This window comes from Thalassotalea algicola (assembly GCF_012932965.1).
Classification (GTDB): domain Bacteria; phylum Pseudomonadota; class Gammaproteobacteria; order Enterobacterales; family Alteromonadaceae; genus Thalassotalea_F; species Thalassotalea_F algicola.
This window is the reverse complement of sequence record NZ_JABBXH010000001.1, coordinates 283,446-303,265: the sequence shown is the minus strand read 5'-3', so window position 1 is coordinate 303,265 and position 19,820 is coordinate 283,446. Positions and strand designations below refer to the sequence as shown.

At 40.6% G+C, this 19,820-nt stretch carries 16 protein-coding genes; 7 read left to right on the top strand and 9 right to left on the bottom strand.

Annotated elements, in window-relative coordinates:
- Positions 1-79 precede the first annotated feature (79 nt).
- The 4 genes from HII17_RS01400 to HII17_RS01385 all read left to right on the top strand — a co-directional run bounded on the left by HII17_RS01400 (position 80) and on the right by HII17_RS01385 (position 5,153).
- Positions 80-391 carry an EF-hand domain-containing protein gene (locus tag HII17_RS01400; protein WP_169073538.1) on the top strand — a complete coding sequence of 104 codons (312 nt, stop codon included), beginning with the start codon at positions 80-82 and terminating at the stop codon, positions 389-391.
- An 80-nt stretch (positions 392-471) separates the two neighbouring features.
- Positions 472-795, top strand: a complete 324-nt coding sequence (locus HII17_RS01395; protein ID WP_169073537.1) for a hypothetical protein — start codon at positions 472-474, stop codon at positions 793-795.
- Between the two features lie 246 nt (positions 796-1,041).
- On the top strand, positions 1,042-2,586 hold the full coding sequence (locus HII17_RS01390) for a methyl-accepting chemotaxis protein (protein ID WP_169073536.1): 1,545 nt from the start codon (positions 1,042-1,044) through the stop codon (positions 2,584-2,586).
- Between the two features lie 53 nt (positions 2,587-2,639).
- On the top strand, positions 2,640-5,153 hold the full coding sequence (locus HII17_RS01385) for a putative bifunctional diguanylate cyclase/phosphodiesterase (protein ID WP_169073535.1): 2,514 nt from the start codon (positions 2,640-2,642) through the stop codon (positions 5,151-5,153).
- 14 nt (positions 5,154-5,167) lie between these two features.
- Here HII17_RS01385 and HII17_RS01380 read toward each other — a convergent pair whose 3' ends face one another.
- From HII17_RS01380 to HII17_RS01360, 5 genes are all read right to left on the bottom strand, one after another.
- The gene (locus tag HII17_RS01380) at positions 5,168-6,664 is read right to left on the bottom strand and encodes a sensor histidine kinase (RefSeq protein ID WP_211185215.1); all 1,497 of its coding nucleotides are present in this window, start codon (positions 6,662-6,664) and stop codon (positions 5,168-5,170) included.
- Positions 6,661-7,377, bottom strand: coding sequence for a response regulator transcription factor (locus HII17_RS01375; RefSeq protein WP_169073534.1), 717 nt, complete (start codon positions 7,375-7,377; stop codon positions 6,661-6,663). The genes HII17_RS01380 and HII17_RS01375 overlap by 4 nt, the downstream gene beginning before the upstream one ends.
- A 33-nt stretch (positions 7,378-7,410) precedes the next feature.
- A complete protein-coding gene (locus HII17_RS01370; protein ID WP_169073533.1) occupies positions 7,411-8,151 on the bottom strand; it encodes a spondin domain-containing protein in 741 nt (246 codons plus the stop codon).
- A 10-nt stretch (positions 8,152-8,161) separates the two neighbouring features.
- A complete protein-coding gene (locus HII17_RS01365; RefSeq protein WP_169074126.1) occupies positions 8,162-8,872 on the bottom strand; it encodes a spondin domain-containing protein in 711 nt (236 codons plus the stop codon).
- Positions 8,873-9,018: 146 nt separating this feature from the next.
- The gene (locus HII17_RS01360; RefSeq protein WP_169073532.1) at positions 9,019-9,846 is read right to left on the bottom strand and encodes a LysR family transcriptional regulator; all 828 of its coding nucleotides are present in this window, start codon (positions 9,844-9,846) and stop codon (positions 9,019-9,021) included.
- 120 nt (positions 9,847-9,966) lie between these two features.
- Between HII17_RS01360 and HII17_RS01355 the strand changes: the two genes are divergently transcribed.
- The 3 genes from HII17_RS01355 to HII17_RS01345 are packed head-to-tail and all read left to right on the top strand — an operon-like array spanning position 9,967 to position 14,490.
- Entirely contained in the window at positions 9,967-11,151 is a 1,185-nt protein-coding gene (locus tag HII17_RS01355) for an acyl-CoA dehydrogenase (protein ID WP_169073531.1), read from the top strand.
- A 27-nt stretch (positions 11,152-11,178) separates the two neighbouring features.
- Positions 11,179-13,404 carry a dehydrogenase E1 component subunit alpha/beta gene (locus HII17_RS01350; RefSeq protein ID WP_169073530.1) on the top strand — a complete coding sequence of 742 codons (2,226 nt, stop codon included), beginning with the start codon at positions 11,179-11,181 and terminating at the stop codon, positions 13,402-13,404.
- Positions 13,405-14,490, top strand: a complete 1,086-nt coding sequence (locus tag HII17_RS01345) for an ACP S-malonyltransferase (RefSeq protein ID WP_169073529.1) — start codon at positions 13,405-13,407, stop codon at positions 14,488-14,490. It begins immediately after the preceding gene.
- A 131-nt stretch (positions 14,491-14,621) separates the two neighbouring features.
- On the opposite strand, the gene galK is transcribed toward HII17_RS01345, so the two are convergent.
- The 4 genes from galK to glpK all read right to left on the bottom strand — a co-directional run bounded on the left by galK (position 14,622) and on the right by glpK (position 19,628).
- Positions 14,622-15,773, bottom strand: coding sequence for a galactokinase (galK, locus tag HII17_RS01340; protein WP_169073528.1), 1,152 nt, complete (start codon positions 15,771-15,773; stop codon positions 14,622-14,624).
- A gap of 17 nt (positions 15,774-15,790) precedes the next feature.
- Positions 15,791-16,831, bottom strand: coding sequence for a UDP-glucose--hexose-1-phosphate uridylyltransferase (locus HII17_RS01335; protein WP_169073527.1), 1,041 nt, complete (start codon positions 16,829-16,831; stop codon positions 15,791-15,793).
- 2 nt (positions 16,832-16,833) lie between these two features.
- Complete coding sequence (gene galE, locus HII17_RS01330) at positions 16,834-17,844, bottom strand: UDP-glucose 4-epimerase GalE (protein ID WP_169073526.1); 1,011 nt, start codon at positions 17,842-17,844, stop codon at positions 16,834-16,836.
- 308 nt (positions 17,845-18,152) lie between these two features.
- Positions 18,153-19,628, bottom strand: a complete 1,476-nt coding sequence (gene glpK / locus HII17_RS01325) for a glycerol kinase GlpK (RefSeq protein ID WP_169073525.1) — start codon at positions 19,626-19,628, stop codon at positions 18,153-18,155.
- Positions 19,629-19,820: the final 192 nt, after the last annotated feature.

The window sequence follows — 19,820 nt, the reverse complement described above, 5'->3', positions numbered from 1 at the left end:
CAATCAGAAGATTACCTCAGTTTAATTTTCTGAATGGTGTAGCAATCATTTTCGATTCACAAAAATAAAAGGAATAAATATGAAAAAAGTCAGTTTATTAGAGTTGACGGCATTTGTAATCGTTGCAGCGGTAGCATCGACAACCGTAAATGCAAACGATGCAGCTTTGAAAGAAAAAGTCGTTAAGGCGGATGAAGTTGTAGAAACTAACGTGCTTTTTACACCGCTTGATACTGATAAAAATGGATTGATTAGTCAACAAGAGCTAGGAGTAAATAACAAGTTACTGAAAGAACAGTTTAAAGAAATTGATGTTAACGCTGATCAAGGGATCAGTGAGCAGGAATTGAAAAATTACTTAGCGAAAGTAGATATAAAAATAAATATATAACGGGCGCAGCCCAACTTGTATGTTTCCCATCTTGCCGATTGTCGCCCAACCAGCAATCGGCCTTTTTATAGGCCCTAACAATGAACGATGCTATTTCTCGATGTGTGCGGATAGACGACTGGATTTTTGAAGTAAAAATGGTACGTGCACTTAAAGTTGATAGCTATGGAAAGCCCTACAAAGCAATTGCTCAAATGAATATTAATGGTGATTTTGCTTTTCTTGACGGAACATTACACGCCGATGATTCACAATTTAGTGAACAGGATATAAATACATTTAAAGCAATGTGTGCAACACTTGATGTAACAGAACTGCGTTTTAGTGATGAGCAATTCCTCACGGAATACAAAGAGCAGGCTACGGGTAGGTCGTTTAAATTACCTCATCAAAATATCGCTTAAAATTGAATAAATAAAATAATTTTGAGATATAGCGCCAATTCTATTGGTGCTGCTTATCTAGAGAATTATTTTCTTTTCAATGGTTTGAAAATTTATATTTACAATTTTTTCCTCATAACTCCTTATTTTGTTCTAAAATAACTAATAATTGTTTGTTCACGTAATTAGCAGCTTAGCGCATGCTAGAGCTTTACTCGTTACCGTGAGCGTCATTATTTATATTAAATATATTTAAGTAATCTTTATATGGAAATTAGGCCAAATAACGGTAAGGAAATACTATTCCCTGAATCCGAGCAACTTGTCTCTATTACTGATACTCGCGGTGTAATTACTTATGCAAATGACGTTTTTTGCAAAGTCGCCGGTTTTACTCAAGAAGAATTGCTTGGTAAACCACATAATATTGTTCGTCATCCTGATATGCCAAAAGCAGCTTTTGGTGATTTATGGGAGAAATTAAAGCGCGGTGATTCATGGCGTGGCTTTGTTAAAAATCGCTGTAAAAATGGCGACTACTACTGGGTGGACGCATTTGTTACGCCGTTGTATGAAAATGGTGTTGTGACTGGTTATCAGTCTGTTCGTTGTAAACCCACGCAAGAGCAAAAAGAAAAGGCACAATCGCTATATGATGCGATTAATGGCGGTAATTCAGTCACTGATTTTCATGCTAATCGACAGTTAAAGCTATCGTTAGCAGCAATTGCAACAATTGTGGCTGCATTGGTAACAAGTTGGTTGTCTGGCAATATAGCGTTAGCTTTGGTGCCTATGCTGCTAATCGTCGCTATTGTTGGAATTTTTTCTGAAGAGTTTATTAATCTGCCCAAATATGTAAGCGAAAGTCAACAAGCATATGACAGCCCAACAAGACTTATTCTAAGTGGTAAAGGGCTGATAGGCATTATTGACTATCCAAGGCATATATTCGCGGCGAAAGTACGAACCATCCTCGGTAGAGGGAATGATTCTGGCCGCAACTTAAAAGGCGTAGCTGAGGAGTTGCAAGCTTCTTCAAGCAAATCTTTTGAAGGCATTATGGAAGAGAGCTCCCATTTAGATCAGCTTGCTACAGCGATCACACAAATGAGTAGCACAATAGAAGAAGTTAGCCGAAATACTACAGACGCCTATGATAAGGTGAAAGATGTACAAGAAACTTGTGATACAGCTATTAATGTCGTGAGTTCAAGTCAATCGAAAATAGAAACCTTAGCTAACGATGTAGAAAATGCCGCTGGCACAGCGAATAAGTTGGTGGCAGATGCTGATGAAATTGCCAACATTATGGCCGAAATCGAAGGCATTGCCGATCAGACTAACTTACTTGCACTGAATGCTGCGATAGAAGCTGCGAGAGCTGGAGAGCAAGGGCGTGGTTTTGCTGTTGTTGCAGATGAAGTGAGAACTCTTGCTGGGCGAACGCAATCAGCAACGGAACAAATTAGAGGTTCTGTTCAGGGTTTACAATCTACACTGAGCTCGTGGAGTCAACTAATGTTGGCAAGCAAAGAAAATGCTGAACAGTGTAATTCAGAATCAGCTCAAGCAAAAAACTCTATGGATGAAGTTATAGGCTTGATGAATGAACTAGGCGATGTGACAGCACAGATTTCTACCGCGGCCGAAGAGCAAAGTGTTGTTGCCAATGAAATAACGCAAAGTGTTCATACCATCAGTGGTATTTCCCATGACAATACCGACATTGCTCAACAAGTAGAAAACATCAGTGTTAGCGTATTTAGAAACGTTGAAGACATTGAAGGTTTGAGTAGAACATTCAAATAATTTAGACATTAATAATTAGTTGCCAATTAAAGTGATTTGGTGAAAGAGAAACTATGACAAATGATTTAGCACAGTTCTTTGCGATTCAAGGAAGTACACAACGTTACTCGCACGCTTTGCAAAGCATTTATGAAAAACTTCGCGCTAAGCATTGCTTTATTGGTAAATTTATTGATGACAATAGTGTTAAAACAATTCTTCATTTAGTGGACGGTATAGCTAGCGATAATTTTGTGTACGACTTGGCTGGTACACCATGTGCGGAAGCTAAAAACTCATTATCGACATGCTGTTATAACTCTGACGTTCAAGAGTGCTTTCCAGATGATATTGCATTAGTAGATTGGGGTATTGATAGCTATGTTGCTGTCACTATTCGTTCTTTTAATGATAAGCCTGTTGGAATTCTTGTTTGTCTTTTTGATCACCCTATCGATATTGCAGATAGCGATAAAGCATGGTTTAGAGAGGTTGGATACTTAATTGGTGCCGAATTTAAATACGAGATAAGTGAATCGGAACAACGCCAACTTATTTCTCAAATGTCGTTAGGTGAAGAGTTGGCCAAGCTTTGCACATTAGAATGGTACCCTTCGAAAGAATTATTAATTGGTAGTGATTATGCTTACGCTATGTTTGGCGTTGCATCTAGTGAGCCTGTTTCCATGGGGCAATTAAGAGGAATGGTGGATGAAAGGGATATTGAAAAAATAGAACATTACATAAAATCATTGGGCACAGGTACATCGGACTCTATAAACACGACCTTTAAAATTCATACGCCGGACAATCAAGAAAAGTACCTTAATGTTTTGGGGGTTGCTAGAAAGCATGAATTAACCGATGAAGTTGTGGTGCAATTAACGGTACAAGACATTAGCGAACACGAGCGGTTAAATCGAGATCTGGTGTTATCAGGGATTGTTTTTGAGCACTCCTCTGAAGCCGTAATGATCACCGACAGAAACAATCAAATAATTTTGGTGAATAGGGCACTTGAAGAGCTAACCGGCTATGGGAAAAGTGAACTGTACGGGAGAGAGCCATCTATTTTTTCATCAGGGAAGCATGAGAAATCGTTTTATCGCAATATGTGGCATTGCCTAGAAAACTATGGGGTTTGGCGAGGCGAGCTTTATAATAAACGTAAAAGCGGTGAAATTTTTCCTGAGGAGTTATCGCTCAGTGTAGTAAAAGACGAGCATGGAATTGTCACCAATTATGTTGCGGTATTTCGTGATATTACTCAATGGAAAGAAACCGAAAAACGACTAACATTTTATGCCAATAAAGAATCTCTTACTGGCCTTGCGAATCGTCGTGCTTTTATCGAAACGTTAGATAAACATGTTATGTTTGGTGAACGTTTCCAAGTGCCATTTACGGTGCTGTTTATTGACGTTAATCGCTTTAAAGAGATTAACGATATATATGGTCATGAATTAGGTGACAAGCTTTTAGTTGCTGTAGGTAGACGCTTGCTTAATATCATTAATAATGATGACTTTGTTTGTCGCTACGGTGGTGACGAATTTACCGTTGTGTTACCTGAGTATGATATTGAAGCGTCAAAGAAGGTGGCTGCCAAAGTGCAACAAGCACTTAATACTTCATTCAATATTGATAAAGTATCATTAGATGTTGGTGTCAGTATTGGTCTTGCACAGTATCCAGAAAGTGGTGTTAATGCCACGGAAATTTTACGAAATGCAAATCATGCAATGTTGCGAGTAAAAACTGCTGGAAGTGCAAAAATTGGTATTCATGATACTGAATTGCAGAATCTTTATCTGCGTAAGCTAGCACTAAGAGATAAATTAAAAGTCGCATTAGAAGAACAAAAATTGACGGTTTACTATCAACCAATTATTTGTGCTGAAACCCAAAAAATTGAAAAGTTTGAAGCCTTAGTTCGATGGTTTGATGACTTATTTGGCTTTATTTCACCAGCTGAGTTTATTCCTATGGCCGAAGAGTTTGGTTTAATTTCAACACTTGGGCAGTTTGTTTTAGAACAAGCTTGTGCCGACCTGAAACAAATGCATGAATTAGGTTATGATCATATTAGTGTCAGCATCAATCGTTCAATCAATGAATTTAGAACTGATAATGATCAAGTGTCGTTGGTTAAAGGCGCTATAAATAACTCCGGTATACCACCACAAAATGTCATGATTGAAATTACAGAATCAGTGGCTATGTCATCGAATAAGTATGTTAAAGAGGCACTTTCAACATTAAGAGAAGCTGGTATCAAAATCGCTTTAGACGATTTTTGTACTGGCTTTTCATCGCTGAGTAACTTAATCGAGTATCCTGCCGATACCCTTAAAATTGATAAATCGTTTGTTGATAAAATACTCACCAATAATAGCCACTGTCTATTGATACAAACCTTAGTAGATTTGGCTGGCAAGTTGCAGATGAAAGTTATTGCCGAAGGGGTCGAAGAGCAAGCTCAGCTTGAGCGGCTGCATGACTACGGTTGTAACCTGATTCAAGGGTATTACTTTAGCCCTGCAGTCGATAAAGAACACGCTATCGAACTCCTTCATAAACATAGTTAAAAATTGAAAGTATGTTACTGGGCAGCGGACAGAGTAAGTGAGAATTCACTTCCTTTCCCTAGCTCACTGTAAACGCTTAATTCACTATTTAATATCTGACTTAGGCGTTTACTAATAGCTAACCCCAACCCTGCGTGTTTATTTTTTTCACCTATGGCGTTACTCGCTCGATAGCGTGCATCAAAAATATAAGCGAGATCTTTTTGATGAATGCCCGAGCCGGTATCAACGACACTTACTTTTAATTTTTCGTTCACTTTGGTGATTTGTACCGTGATTTCACCATTTTGTGCGGTATGTCGTAAGGCATTCTCGATCAAGTTAGTTAAAATTCGTTCTAATTTTGCGATGTCAGAGAAAACCATTCGCTCACAGTATTGAGGAGACAATTGGAGCTTTACTGACTTTTGTTGTGCTGTGATAGTAAATTTTGCCACGATGTCATGCAGTAATTCACCAATGTTGAAAGTTTCGTTATTGACTGACACTTGGCCGTCTTCTAAGTGAGCTAATTCAAATATTTGATCAATTAGTAGCTTAAGCTGTTCAACGTTACGCAATGCAGTATTAATGTATTGTTGACGCTCATTGGCAGTTAATTCATCATTCTTAATAGATAACGTTTCTACATATCCTTTCATTGCGGACAACGGAGTGCGTAGATCATGTGATAGGTGTGCCAACAATTCTCGTCTAATTTTGTCGTTATGCTTGAGTTGTTGAAATTGCTTATTAATTTGTTCAATCATGGCATAGAAATTATCACCAAGTTGCACTACTTCATTGCTTTCGCTGATATTTGTTTTCTTTTTCCAATGGTTAATATCAACTTTTGATTGGTCGAAGTTTGCTGCTCGAATGGCATTAATATCCTTTACCAATAAGCGAATAGGGGAAGTGAAGTTGCGAAATAATGCTAAAAGTAAAAGTAGTAATAACACAAAACTACCACCTAACCATGCAATATTACGTAGTAATTGTTGATCCGCCTTTGCAGCGCTATAAATAGAATCATATATTTCGCCGCCAATAATAACGTACAAGTATCCTTGTAGCGTCTCGCCTTGGTATACAGGGGCTGCAGAGAATATTTTTGTTCTAGTATTATGTCTGGGATCATCGCCAAACACAGGTACTTGTTCAGGTGTTGCGATTATTTGATTTATTGGGATTAGGTCTACGCGTTTGCGCTTTATTTTTTCCGGCTTAGCAGAATAAGTAAGAATGTTCCCTTTAGGGTCAAGAAAATAAAACTCAAATGCTGGCCCAAGTAGCATTAACGTATGAAATAAGTTTTCTAGCGCAGGTTTGTCGTAAACACCGTCTTGTAATAAAGGGTTATCTTGCGCCAAATGCTCAGCTAACTCTATATGGAGCCTTTGTTCGGCTTGGAATTGTGAATGTTGAGCTAGTGAGTTACTCCACCAATAGAACACATAACCAAGTAATACAAAAGTCAGCGTAACTGTTATCGCTAACCGTAAGTAAAGTGAGTTTTTAATCAATGTCATCTATGTACTCCCGCGGAGTTTAGCTTATAACCCACCCCCCAAACCGTCTGAATAATTTGTGGTTGTGTTACGTCTTTTTCTAATTTATTGCGTAGCCGATTAATGTGAGAATTTACCGTGTGTTCGTAGCCGCTGTGATGATAGCCCCACACAGAATCCAATAGTTGGCTTCTAGAAAATACCTGGTCGGGATGTTTTCCTAAGAAGCTTAGCAACTCAAACTCGGTAGAGGTAAGCTCTATTGCTGAGTCACAATAAGTGACTTTGTGACATTGATGATCCACCATCAATTCACCCACACAAGTTACCGCATCTGGCGTTTTAGTTTTAGCTATTCCTTGCAAACTGTGTACGCGGCGTAGCTGTACTCTTATTCTTGCTTGAAGCTCTCTCACACTAAAAGGCTTCGTTAAATAATCGTCGGCTCCCAACTCAAGACCGAGTACTCGGTCTGTTTCTGAGCTACGCGATGTCAGCATAATAATTGCCTGCAAGGGGCTACTTTCTCTTAGCTGGCGACAAATATCTAAGCCGCTAAGGTCAGGTAACATGACATCTAAAATGATTAACTGAAAACCTTGTGAAAGGGCTAACTCCAAGCCCTTTTTGCCACTAAGACAAATACTTGGTGTTAACCCTAATTCTTGAACATGAACTGCGATTAACTCAGCAATGTCTTGCTCGTCTTCTATTATTAATATCTTGTCAGTCATAATCCCTGGCCTTTGTTGGCCAGGGCCAACCCGTTACTTAGTTCGTGTTATCGTCAACCTGATTGTTGGGTTATCAAAGCGATGTGCTTGGTTTAACACTGAGCTTGATAATCCATCGTCTGCGGTTACTACACCTGCATGCATTGCAACTACATCAATGTCATCTCGAACGTCGCTGTATCCAGTTCCACCATCAGCGGGGCCCGGTATCGTACCACTTGCTTCTGTATTGGCTTCAGTACCAGCATCATAAGTGCCTATGTTGCGGCTAAAACTGCTATCGACAGCCATAGATGACAAATCTAATCCAGTGAGACCGGAGAAAGCGTCATTTGTATTCACTAACATAGTGGCAATTGAAATATGGTTGGCCATTTCATCGGTAGTGGTTATCGAAATGGTAGTTGAATTCCCTGGCATCAAAATATCGTCGCCACTAGCGGCGGCTAATACTTGTTCTTGTGAAGTGAACGAGGAATTGTCACCACCTTCAGCAAGAATTTCCAAGGCATTTGTTGAGCTCATGCCAACTTGCCAGAGTTGTTCATCCCCATGAAGCACAACAGCAACAGGCGACATTGGTTGACCATTAGTTAAGTTGGTTACTTCAATTTGGTAGCTATATTCTGCAGGAGGTTCAGGCATAGGCATTTCAATGACATCGGTATCATTGTCATCATCGTCATCGAATGGACAGCCTGCTAGAAGTAGCATAGTAATGCTTGCAAAAGTAATTTTAGCAGCAGAGTTTGTTAAGGAATTTGGCTTATACATTGTGGCCTCCTTATTTAACGACGATAGTTATTTTTGCTACAGGGTTTAACCAACGGTGAACAGTATTATTTGCATCACTTAATCCGCCTGTTGCGTTATCGTCGCCTAAATTACCGCGATGAATGTGAATTGTTTGATTGCTTTCTTCAGTAGTTACACCAGTACCACCTGTGCCTGCCATACCACCAGGTGCGGCTGGAATACCAAGAACTCCAGGAGCGCCGCTGCCCTCAGTAACCAGTTCATTGTTAGCTTCGGTGCCTGCATCATATGCATTAAGGAAAGCCGTATAAGTACCCGCTTCCTCAGGGATCATCCAGCTGTTTAAACCGACAAACCCATCATTGGTTGGTAGCATCATGGCGGTTAATGACAAATAATCGTTGCCGTCACTATTGGTTAGCTCGAATGTTGTTGAATTAGCTGGTGCTAATAAGCCAGCCGCTGGGTTTTCAGCAACATCGGCATCTGCATTGGATAATAGAGAGACTAATCCTGAGATATCACCACCTTCTGCCATTGCTTGTAGTTCAGGACTTGCAGCTTGCCCTAAGGTGAACATTGATATTTCACTAGTGTGCGCACTTACTGCTAGCGGCGTAAAATAGATGCCTTGAGTTAAATTGGTGACAGTGATTTCTAAATCTTGAGCATGTGCGGTTGACGCTAGTGCACCTATCGATAAAGTGCTTAGCAATGTAAGCTTTGCAATTGAATTCATTTTTTTCATAACTATTCCCTCTACAATTGAACTTGTTTGTTTTTTAAAGTCAATTAAGTATCGAAAACAGTTATCGCGAGGGGCTCACGAATTTATCACGAATTTATAACAAATTTATATTTAACGAATAAATGATTGGTTTACAGTTATTTATGTACGTTTACCAAGTGTTTAAGTTGTTGGAAAATGTCATTTTCAACGTGATATGCCAAAATAATTTCTCGTCTTAGTTGCAATTCTTCTATTGGCCTAAAAATAATGTCTTTATGAGCTAACACCTCCTTGTAAGCCGGTAAAATTGCACAGCCGACGCCGGCACTGACTAGCCCAAGTGCATAATCTATTGTTCTTATTTGTGCACGAATATCTAGAGCTGTGCCTGCAAGAGCAAGAACCTCCTCTAATTGTTGCCAAGCCTGGCATGGCGAACGTTTTATCATTGCAAGTTGATGAAAATCAGTTAAAGACAATGAGCTTTTTAATGACAAGGGGTGATCGTATGGTAAAGCCAATAGATAATCCTCTTGCCAAAGTGGCAAGTAACTTTCATTAAGCGCTAGCTCTTCTTTAGTGATAATACGTGCGTCTGATTCAGCATTCGGTGGTACGAGAGTTAATGCCATATTCGGCACCGTACTTGTAAAGTCCTTCAATAAAGCACTCATGCGTTGAACGCCTAGACCACGAGTTACGCCAAGGCGAAATTCAGGTTTTTCAGGGGTTTCTTTAAACGACGCAGTAATAGCCCCAGCTTGGCCTATTAATTTTTTGGCCAAGGGATAGAGTTTTTCGCCGTCTGCTGTCGGTTTTACACCGCGTGCATGTCGAGTAAATAGTGTTGTCGATAGCAAAGACTCAAGCTGTGCTACCGCAGAAGAAATCGATGGTTGCGCAATATAACAATGCTTTGCAGCAGCGCTAAAGCTCATGTTTTCGTATACAGCAATGAAATATTTTAGTGACTTTAAGTCCATAAGCAAATCTTTAGTGGTATAGGTAAAAGCTATAGTTAATCTAGAAAAACTATATTTTATCTTTAGTTTAAGCTCTTTTAGCATAGTTTTTAACCTTTTATTGTAAATTATGGAAAAACTATGACTTCAGCCAAGCGTCCAGAATTTAACTGGCAAGACCCATTAAACCTCGATTCACTACTAACCGAAGAAGAACGTATTATTCGCGATAGTGCGCATAGCTATTGTCAAGAACAGCTAATGCCACGTGTGCTAAAAGCTAATCGCGATGAGGTATTTGACGTTGAGATTATGAGAGAGTTAGGTGAACTGGGGTTACTTGGTTGTACGCTTCCTGAAAAATATGGTTGTGCTAATGTCAATCATGTAGCTTACGGTTTAATTGCTCGTGAAGTGGAGCGTGTTGATAGTGGCTATCGCAGTGCGATGAGTGTTCAATCGTCGTTAGTAATGCACCCAATCTATACCTTTGGTAGTGAAGCACAAAAAGATAAGTACTTACCTAAGCTAGCAACAGGAGAGTTTATTGGTTGCTTTGGTTTGACTGAGCCAAACTCAGGCTCTGATCCCGCGAGTTTGTCTACTCACGCTAAAGCAGTAGATGGCGGGTACCGGATAACTGGTAACAAAATGTGGATTACTAATTCACCTGTTGCTGATGTGTTTATCGTATGGGCCAAGCTCGATGGTGTAATAAGGGGCTTTATTCTTGATAAAGGCATGGAAGGCTTATCTGCACCGAAAATCGAAGGTAAGTTTTCGTTACGCGCCTCTATTACCGGTGAAATCGTTATGGATAATGTCTTCGTGCCTGAAGATAACATGTTACCTCACGCCAAAGGCTTATCTGGGCCATTTAGCTGTTTGAATAAGGCGCGTTATGGCATTGCTTGGGGCGCGTTAGGTGCAGCAGAATTTTGTTGGCATTCAGCTCGTCAATATACCCTTGACCGCGAACAATTTGGTCGCCCATTAGCGGCAACTCAGTTGATACAGAAAAAGCTTGCTGATATGCAAACAGAAATTACTACCGGGTTATTTACTTGTTTACAAGCGGGTAGGTTGATGGATGAAGGTAATTTACCAACTGAATCTATTTCGCTAATTAAGCGCAACTCTTGTGGTAAAGCACTTGATATAGCACGTGTTGCACGTGATATGCATGGTGGGAACGGTATAGCTGATGAATTCCATGTTATTCGCCATGTAATGAACCTAGAAGCGGTGAATACTTATGAAGGTACTCATGATGTGCATGCGCTTATTCTAGGTCGAGCTCAGACTGGTCTACAGGCTTTTTTCTAAACGAAAACCAAATATAGGAGTAAGCTAGTGGCGGATCGAAATCAGTTAGTTAAAGAAAACTTTATCAGTTGGGTGGAAAGTGGTGATTTACCCGAACTGAGTTGTAAGAAAGCACCTAAAGAAGTCGGATTGACTAACGAAGAGGTAATTGATTTATTCGAAACACAGGTGATGAGCAGGCATTTAGACTTGCAATCACGTGTTATGCAGAAAAAAGGGCAGAGCTTTTATACAATAGGCAGTGCAGGGCATGAAGGAAATGCTGCTTATGCCAAAGCATTTAGACCCGATGATATGGCTTTTTTACACTATCGTAGCGGTGCATTTTGCGTGCAGCGTAGTAAAGAAGTTGATGGTCAAACACCGCTGTATGACATGTTGCTTTCTTTTGCCGCTTCTAGTGAAGATCCTATTTCAGGGGGACGCCATAAAGTGCTTGGTTCTAAGGCACTTAATATTCCTCCACAAACAAGTACTATTGCTTCGCACTTACCTAAAGCAATGGGGGCGGCATTTTCAATTGGCTTAGCAAAGCGACTTGGCCATGAAGGGGAGCTGAAAAATGATGGTGTCATTATTTGTAATTTTGGCGACGCATCGGCTAACCACTCAACTGCACAAGGGGCGATTAATAGTGCTGGCTGGACTGCCTATCAATCGATACCTATGCCGATCGTATTTATTTGTGAAGACAACGGTATAGGCATTTCAACGTCAACCCCTACAGGATGGATTGCTGCTAATTTTCAACATCGTGCTGGGATTGAGTATTTATATTGTGATGGTCTTAACTTAGTTGATACCTATGAAAAAGCTAAGTTAGCTGAAAAGATTGCTCGAGAGCAACATCGACCTGTATTTTTACATGTACGGACTGTGCGTTTGCTTGGTCATGCAGGCTCTGATGCTGAATTTGTTTATCGTGACATGGCGAAAATTGAACAAACCGAACGTCAAGATCCACTGCTACATTCTGCCAATATTTTGTTAAGCCATGGAATACTTTCTGCTTCACAAATTGTTGAAATGTATCAGGCAATTGAGCGAAGGGTTGCAAATGTAGCCGAACAAGCCGCAAGCAGACCAAGATTAACCAGTGCAGAACAAGTGATGGCGAGTATTGTTCCTGATGCAATTAATGAGCAACAACAGCAAGCACTTTATAAAGCCGTTAGCCCAGATCAGCGTGCGAAACTGTTTAGTCATGATAAGCATAACTTAAAGAAGCCTCAACACTTAGCTAAATTAATCAACTGGACATTATTAGACGCTTTAGCTGAACAAGATAATATTGTCATGCTGGGTGAAGATATTGCGAGAAAAGGCGGCGTATATAACGTAACAACGAAGTTGAGTGAGCGCTTTGGTAAGAATCGAGTCATGAATACCTTACTTGATGAGCAGTCGATTTTAGGTGGTGCTATCGGGCTTGCTCATAATGGTTTTCTGCCGATACCAGAGATTCAGTTTTTAGCCTATGTGCATAACGCGGAAGATCAAATTCGCGGTGAAGCAGCGACCCTTTCGTTCTTTTCTAATAAGCAATACACCAACCCTATGGTGATACGTGTTGCAGGGCTCGCTTATCAAAAAGGTTTTGGTGGGCATTTTCACAATGATAATTCTTTTGCCGTTTTCCGCGATATACCAGGCGTTGTATTAGCGTGTCCTTCTAACGGTGAAGACGCTGTTGATATGATGCGTAGCGCGATTAAATTGGCCCAAGAACAGCAACGTGTCGTGATATTTTTAGAGCCTATTGCTTTATACATGACCAAAGATTTGCATGAAGAAGGTGATGGTCTATGGACTTCGGAATATCAACATCAATCATTGGCTGAGCATGTTATAAACACAGGTGTGAAAGCGCATGGTCATGGTCAGCAGGTGTGTATTTTAACCTATGGCAATGGCTGCTATCTATCACGGCAAGCCCAGCAACTACTTGCCGAAAAAGGTGTCGAAGTAAAAGTGGTTGATTTGCGCTTCTTAGCGCCACTCGATGAAGCGGGAATAATTGCTCAGGTAGCAAGCTGTCAGCAAGTGCTAATCGTTGATGAGTGCAGAGAAACAGGCTCTATAAGTGAAGCGTTAGTTACCTTGTTACAGGAGAGTAAAGAAACACAAGCGCAAAACGTTGAGCGAATTACCGCTAAAGACAGCTTTATTCCATTAGGCAGTGCGGCCTATCACGTATTACCTTCAAGCCAAGAAATTGTCGATAAAGTACAAGTGATGGTGGAGGCTAAATAAATGAGCATTGAAGCGAAACAAAGTCCCCTAGACATGAAAAACAAAAAAATCAAACAACGTGCGGTGGTAATTTGCCCTGGTCGTGGTACATACAATAAAGATGAACTCGGTTACCTGAAGCGTCTGCACGGTGATAAAGTTGAACTAATTAACCTAATTGATGAATACCGTGCACAGCAAGAACAAATGGCTATTGCTGAATTAGATGGCATGGATAATTACACCATGCGATTGCATACCGCTGGCGAAAATGCTTCTGCCCTTATATATGCCTGTGCGATGGCTGATTTCCAGTCGATTAATCGCGATGAATATGACGTTGTCGCTGTGACTGGCAATTCTATGGGGTGGTATATTGCCTTGGCTGCGGCGGGAGTTTTATCTCCTGTGAATGCCATTGAGCTGATTAACACAATGGGTTCTATGATGACCAATGGTGTCATTGGCGGCCAGTTGATTTATCCTGTGGTTGATGACAACTGGCAGATTAGCAAAGAGCGATTGGCGAGTGTTGAGCAGGCACTCTTGGCAGCAAAACAAGTTGAAAATGCTGAAGTTTATCTATCGATTGCTTTAGGAGGTTATCGAGTCTTTGGGGGCAATCAAGAGGGGTTATCAGCGCTAGCTAAAGCATTGCCGCCGCTTGACGATCGATACCCTATGAATTTATTCAATCATGCGGCGTTTCATACACCTTTACTGCAAGATACAGCAAACAAGGCACAACAGCTGTTGTCCCCGGCGTTATTTGATTCCCCTTCAATTCCATTAATCGATGGTTTAGGGAATATTTGGCAACCGTATAGCACTGATGTTAATAAGCTCTATCACTACACATTACAGACTCAAGTAGTTGAACCGTATCAATTTAGTAAGGCTGTTGAAGTTGCGATTAAAGAATATGCCCCCGATAAGCTCATTATTTTAGGACCGGGTGCAACGCTAGGAGGCGCAGTTGCTCAATGTTTAGTGGCAGATAATTGGCAGGGTATAAAGGATAAAGGTAGCTTTATTGATTGCCAGAAAACTGAGCCGTATATTTTATCGATGGGACTTACTGAACAACGTAAACGTGTTACAAGCTAGGTTGAAAAGCGCGAAGTGAACAACGAGGGAGTGTTCACTTCGCGATTTAGAGAGATTTATACGCTTAAACGTTAAGTTTTCGCCCCTCTAAATATGTACAATTAGGTACTATTACCGTTAACCAAAAGCGATTAGTGAAAAGTCGTTACAGCTAGGCCATTACCTGCCTGGCAAACAAATATATCCGCAGTTAAATTGAATCTAGCCTGATATTCACGGGCTACAGCGGCTTTAACATCTGCAATGTCAGATGCTCGGCATAAACAAATAACTGCACCACCAAATCCACCTCCAGTCATTCTCACCGCACCTTTTCCTTGTAGTGCATTAGCAATAATGTTTACTAAACCGTCGGTAGCTGGCACGGTTACTTCAAAGTTATTTCGTAAAGAGTTATGTGAAGCGGCGAGTAAGTCGTGAAGTGCACCCATATCATTTTTCGCTAATGCATTAACCGTATCAATTACTCGCTGATTTTCACTAATCACATGATATGCCCGCTTAAATTCATTATCGCTTAATTGTGCCTTTGTTTCATTTAGTCGTGCTAATGTTGCAAGCCGCAATGATGAGACCTGCATTTTCTTCGCTGCACTTTCACAATCTATGCGGCGCTGGTTGTATTCACTTTCAACTAGCTTTCGGGGGTAGTTAGAGTTAACGATGACTAAAGACAAGTCTTCTGGAATCGTCACTGCCTGTGTTGATAAATCTTGGCAATCTATCTGTAACGCATGCCCGGCTTTTCCTTGTGCCGAAATCAACTGATCCATAATGCCACATTGGCAATGCATAAATTCATTTTCTGCTTGCTGACCAATAAGGGCAATGTCTTTACTCGATATACCTAAATTGAATGCTTGATTAAATGCGCCAGTAATCGCAACCTCTAAAGCAGCAGAGGAAGATAAGCCAGCGCCTTGAGGTACATCACTAGTTATTAACAACTCTAAACCGCCAATGTGAAAACCTCGTTGTTTTAGAACATAGGCAACGGCACGAATATAGTTTCCCCATTGTGAATCGCCTTGAATAATCGCTGTATCCACAGAAAAGGTGTCATATTCATTTGGGTAATTGAGTGAATATACACATACATGGTTGTCCTTTCGTCTGTTGAATAGCACCTGCGTTTTGAACTCAAGCGCACAAGGTAGTACATACCCCAAATTGTAATCAGTAAATTCGCCGATTAAATTAACCCGCCCAGGAGCAGAAGAAATCCCTTGTGCTTCTTGCCCGAATAGCTGGCTAAATTTAGCGTTTAATTGCGTCACTTCCATCAAGAAACTCCCTGCGCCTAAGCTGTTTTTATTTGTTTAAAGTGGACAGTGCTTGCTTTTTTAAGAATGTCGGCAGCAGTTTCTGCACTTAAATCTCGTTGGCTCTCAGCTAACATTTCGTAACCAACCATATGCTTTTTAACTGTTGCAGAGCGAAGCAATGGTGGGTAGAAGTGGGCATGCAGGCGCCAGTGGCTATCATCTTCAAGCGTTGTTGGTGCGCTATGCCATCCCATTGAATAAGGGAAACTACAATTAAAGACATTGTCATAGCGAGTGGTAAGCTCTTTTAATAGCGCAGCTAAACTTTTTGCTTGTTGGTTATCTATTTGACCAAACTGACGAATGTCATCTTTCGCTAGTATCATAGTTTCAAATGGCCAAGCAGCCCAAAATGGTACCAGTGCGACCCAATGCTCGTTTTGACAGATTATTCGAGTGTTATTGGCTAATTCTTTGCTTAAGTAATCACCTAAAAGAGAGCTTTCATTGCGTTTAAAGTAGCTCAATTGATTTGTGTCTTCGTTAGCGATTTCACTTGATGCATGCTGGTGAGCCCATATTTGGCCATGAGGGTGTGGCTGAGAGCAGCCCATAATTTCGCCTTTGTTTTCGAAAATATGAATATTGGCGTACGTTTTAGCAAGCTTAAGGTAGTTTTCACGCCAAGTAGTAACGACTTTTGTTAGTTCGTTTACGGAAAGCTCGGGCATAGTTTTGCTATGGTCAGGTGAATAACAAACTACTCTGCATTCGCCAGTCGCTGCTTGATAGTCAAATAATTCATCTGTGATTTCAGTAGCTTGTGCTAACTCATGCGTTAGTGCGCCAAAATCATTAACAAAGACAAAAGTATCTTGATAATCAGGGTTTGTTGTATCGTTCGCTCTTTCATTGCTTGGACATAAAGGGCAATCATGCTGATAGCTAGGAAGTTGCACAGAATTCGTTTGTTCTGTTGCGCCTAACCAAGGCCGATTGTTTCGATGCGGTGAAACCAGCACCCAGTCACCGCTTAATGGATTTTTTCTTCTATGCGTATATTCAAATTGAGTCATTGTTATTCCAAGCCATTAGGGTAATTGGTTTGCCAACGCCAAGTATCTTCGGTCATTGAGTCTAGTCCGCGTTTAGCCTGCCAACCTAATTTGCGTTTAGCTAAGCCAGCATCTGCATAATTACAGGCAATGTCACCACTTCTACGTGGTGCAAAATCATATGGGATCTCTTTGTTTGCTGTTTTGGCAAATGCCTTGATCATCTCCAGAACCGTGTACCCTTGACCTGTACCAAGGTTATAAGCATAGCTGCCTTCTTCGCTTTGATGGTTTAAAAATGCGTCAACATGCCCTTGCGCTAAATCGCTGATATGAATGTAATCTCTCACGCCTGTCCCATCTGGTGTATCATAGTCATGTCCAAAGACACTAATGCTATCGCGACGACCAACAGCTGTTTGCGCAATAAACGGCATTAAATTATTCGGTATACCTTTTGGTGATTCACCTATAAGGCCGCTTTTGTCTGCACCGACAGGGTTGAAATATCGTAACGCTATTGTTAGCCATTGCTTATCGCTTGCCGCAAGGTCTTTGAGCGCTTGTTCAACCATCACTTTGCTCCAACCATATGGATTGGTAGATGAAATTGGATGATTTTCGTCAATGGGTAAATATTGTGGATCGCCATAAACTGTCGCTGAAGAACTGAAAATGAGATTCTTTACGTTCATCAACGACATCACATCCAACATGGTTAAGGTGTTGGCGACATTATTTTGATAGTAACGAATAGGTTGCTGCGTTGATTCGCCGACCGCTTTTAACGCGGCAAAATGGAAAACCGCTTGTATTTTGTGTGCCTTTAAGGCGCTTGTTAGCGCTTGACGATCGCCAACATCTGCAACGATATATTCAAACGTCTTACCTGTAATTTGTGCAAGCTGCTCGATAACTTTAGTGCTTGCGTTAGACAAGTTGTCGTAGATAACTGGTGTGATCCCTGCTTTATGTAGTGCGATACAGGTATGGCTACCTATATACCCCATTCCGCCGGTAACAAGAACTTTCACTTTAATCGTCCTAGCGCTAAACGCATTGCTTTAGATAACTTAGCCCAAAAGTTGGCATTTATCATGTTTGAATTATTTATAATATAAATACTACTATTGAGTTGTGACACTCGCAAGATATTTTTTATTACTAGGTAACTTTATTAGGAGTCTATTTGTTAATTGTTAAATAAGTTTTACTCAAGTTGAGTTAATTTTAGATGAGGGTGATAAAGCTAGAACTAACATTAGGTTTGTTGGTGAATTTGAATATTGGTCACACCAATAGGCACTTTTAAAAGCGAGTGCCTATCAGTTTATACTGAAAATTATCTCATCAATACACGTTTCACAGCATCTTGCCAGCCGCTCAGCATAGTGATTCGTTGCTGTTGGTTCATTTGCGGCGTTAAGCTAGTATCGCTCTGCCAAAGTGATTGTATATGTTCAAGTGAGTCATAAATGCCAGCGTGAAGCCCTGCAAGGTATGCTGCACCTAGTGCTGAGGTCTCAACTGTTTTTGGGCGGTCAATTTGTACATCTAATATGTCTGCTAAAAATTGAATAAACCAGTTATTAGCTGCCATACCACCGTCAACACGCATTTGACTAATATTGATGCCGTCTTTAGCGATGGCTGAGGTTAAATCGTCAGTTTGATAGCATACAGACTGCAAGCCAGCAGAGACAATTTCATTAATACCTGTAGCTCTTGTTAAACCAAAGATTGCCCCCCTAGCTTCGGGGTCCCAATAGGGCGCACCTAAACCTGTAAATGCTGGGACAAAGTAAACGCCATTATCAACGGTCGTTGTTCGGGCAATGCTTTCCGTTTCCTTTGCAGAATCAACCATGCCAACACCATCGCGTAACCATTGTATGGCGGCACCGGCAACAAAAATACTGCCTTCTAATGCATAGTGCACCTTGCCATTTATCTGGTAGCCAATAGTAGTTAATAGCCTGTTGTTAGAAACCAACGCTTTATCGCCAGTATTTACCATGAGAAAACAACCTGTACCATAGGTACTTTTTGCCATGCCCGGTTGAAAACATGTTTGTCCAATAAGTGCAGCTTGTTGGTCACCTGCAATTCCTTGAATGGCTATTTCACCGCCAAAGGCTTTGGTTACACCAAAATTAAACGCGCTATCGCATACTTGAGGTAAAACAGAGGCAGGAATATCCATCAACTCTAGTAATTCAGTATCCCAAATTCCTTGGTGAATGTTGTACAGCATAGTGCGAGAAGCATTTGTTGCATCAGTATAATGTGAGCTGCCATCGGTTAAATGCCACAAAAGGTAAGTATCAACAGTGCCAAATGCTAGTTTTCCTTGGTCAGCAAGCTCTTTTGCGCCGTCGACATTATTGAGTATCCAGCGAATTTTGGTCGCAGAAAAATAAGGGTCAATCAGTAAACCTGTTTTGTCGGTAATGGTGTGACCGTAATCTTGTTCACTTAATTTAGTACAATAGTCTGCAGTACGTCGGTCTTGCCATACAATCGCATTGTAGATGGGCTTTCCGGTATCTCTGTGCCATACCAAGGTCGTTTCGCGCTGATTACATATGCCAATGGAGGCGATTTGCTCAGGTGTAATTTTAGTCTTCTTAATGACTGCTTTTGCGGTATTGATAACGGTAGATAATATATCGTCTGGATTATGCTCTACCCATCCGTTTTGAGGGTAGTGTTGCTCAAATTCCTGCTGTTCACTACCAATCATTTCACCGCGGATATTAAATAAAATTGCACGAGAACTCGTGGTACCTTGATCGATTGATAATAGGTACTGCTCCATAACGACCTCTTTATTAAACTATAAATATGATAAATATCATAAAGGCAATGGTAAGTAAGTCAACTATTTCACTTATGGACAAGAAGGTAAACCCAATGACGTTTTTTCTCGATAAAAGTGATTGAAATTTTGAGATTTTCTTTCGTGATTTATAGCTATATGCAATACTCAAGTTATATGGAGCTGTAACCA

Bases quoted from the DNA above. Each gene is read 5' to 3' on its own strand.
- HII17_RS01380 (WP_211185215.1), bottom strand. From the start codon at position 6,664: ATGACATTGATTAAAAACTCACTTTACTTACGGTTAGCGATAACAGTT.
- HII17_RS01375 (WP_169073534.1), bottom strand. From the start codon at position 7,377: ATGACTGACAAGATATTAATAATAGAAGACGAGCAAGACATTGCTGAG.
- HII17_RS01400 (WP_169073538.1), top strand. From the start codon at position 80: ATGAAAAAAGTCAGTTTATTAGAGTTGACGGCATTTGTAATCGTTGCA.
- HII17_RS01390 (WP_169073536.1), top strand. From the start codon at position 1,042: ATGGAAATTAGGCCAAATAACGGTAAGGAAATACTATTCCCTGAATCC.
- HII17_RS01355 (WP_169073531.1), top strand. From the start codon at position 9,967: ATGACTTCAGCCAAGCGTCCAGAATTTAACTGGCAAGACCCATTAAAC.
- HII17_RS01395 (WP_169073537.1), top strand. From the start codon at position 472: ATGAACGATGCTATTTCTCGATGTGTGCGGATAGACGACTGGATTTTT.
- HII17_RS01335 (WP_169073527.1), bottom strand. From the start codon at position 16,831: ATGACTCAATTTGAATATACGCATAGAAGAAAAAATCCATTAAGCGGT.
- HII17_RS01365 (WP_169074126.1), bottom strand. From the start codon at position 8,872: ATGAATTCAATTGCAAAGCTTACATTGCTAAGCACTTTATCGATAGGT.
- galK (WP_169073528.1), bottom strand. From the start codon at position 15,773: ATGGAAGTGACGCAATTAAACGCTAAATTTAGCCAGCTATTCGGGCAA.
- HII17_RS01345 (WP_169073529.1), top strand. From the start codon at position 13,405: ATGAGCATTGAAGCGAAACAAAGTCCCCTAGACATGAAAAACAAAAAA.
- glpK (WP_169073525.1), bottom strand. From the start codon at position 19,628: ATGGAGCAGTACCTATTATCAATCGATCAAGGTACCACGAGTTCTCGT.
- HII17_RS01370 (WP_169073533.1), bottom strand. From the start codon at position 8,151: ATGTATAAGCCAAATTCCTTAACAAACTCTGCTGCTAAAATTACTTTT.
- HII17_RS01385 (WP_169073535.1), top strand. From the start codon at position 2,640: ATGACAAATGATTTAGCACAGTTCTTTGCGATTCAAGGAAGTACACAA.
- HII17_RS01360 (WP_169073532.1), bottom strand. From the start codon at position 9,846: ATGGACTTAAAGTCACTAAAATATTTCATTGCTGTATACGAAAACATG.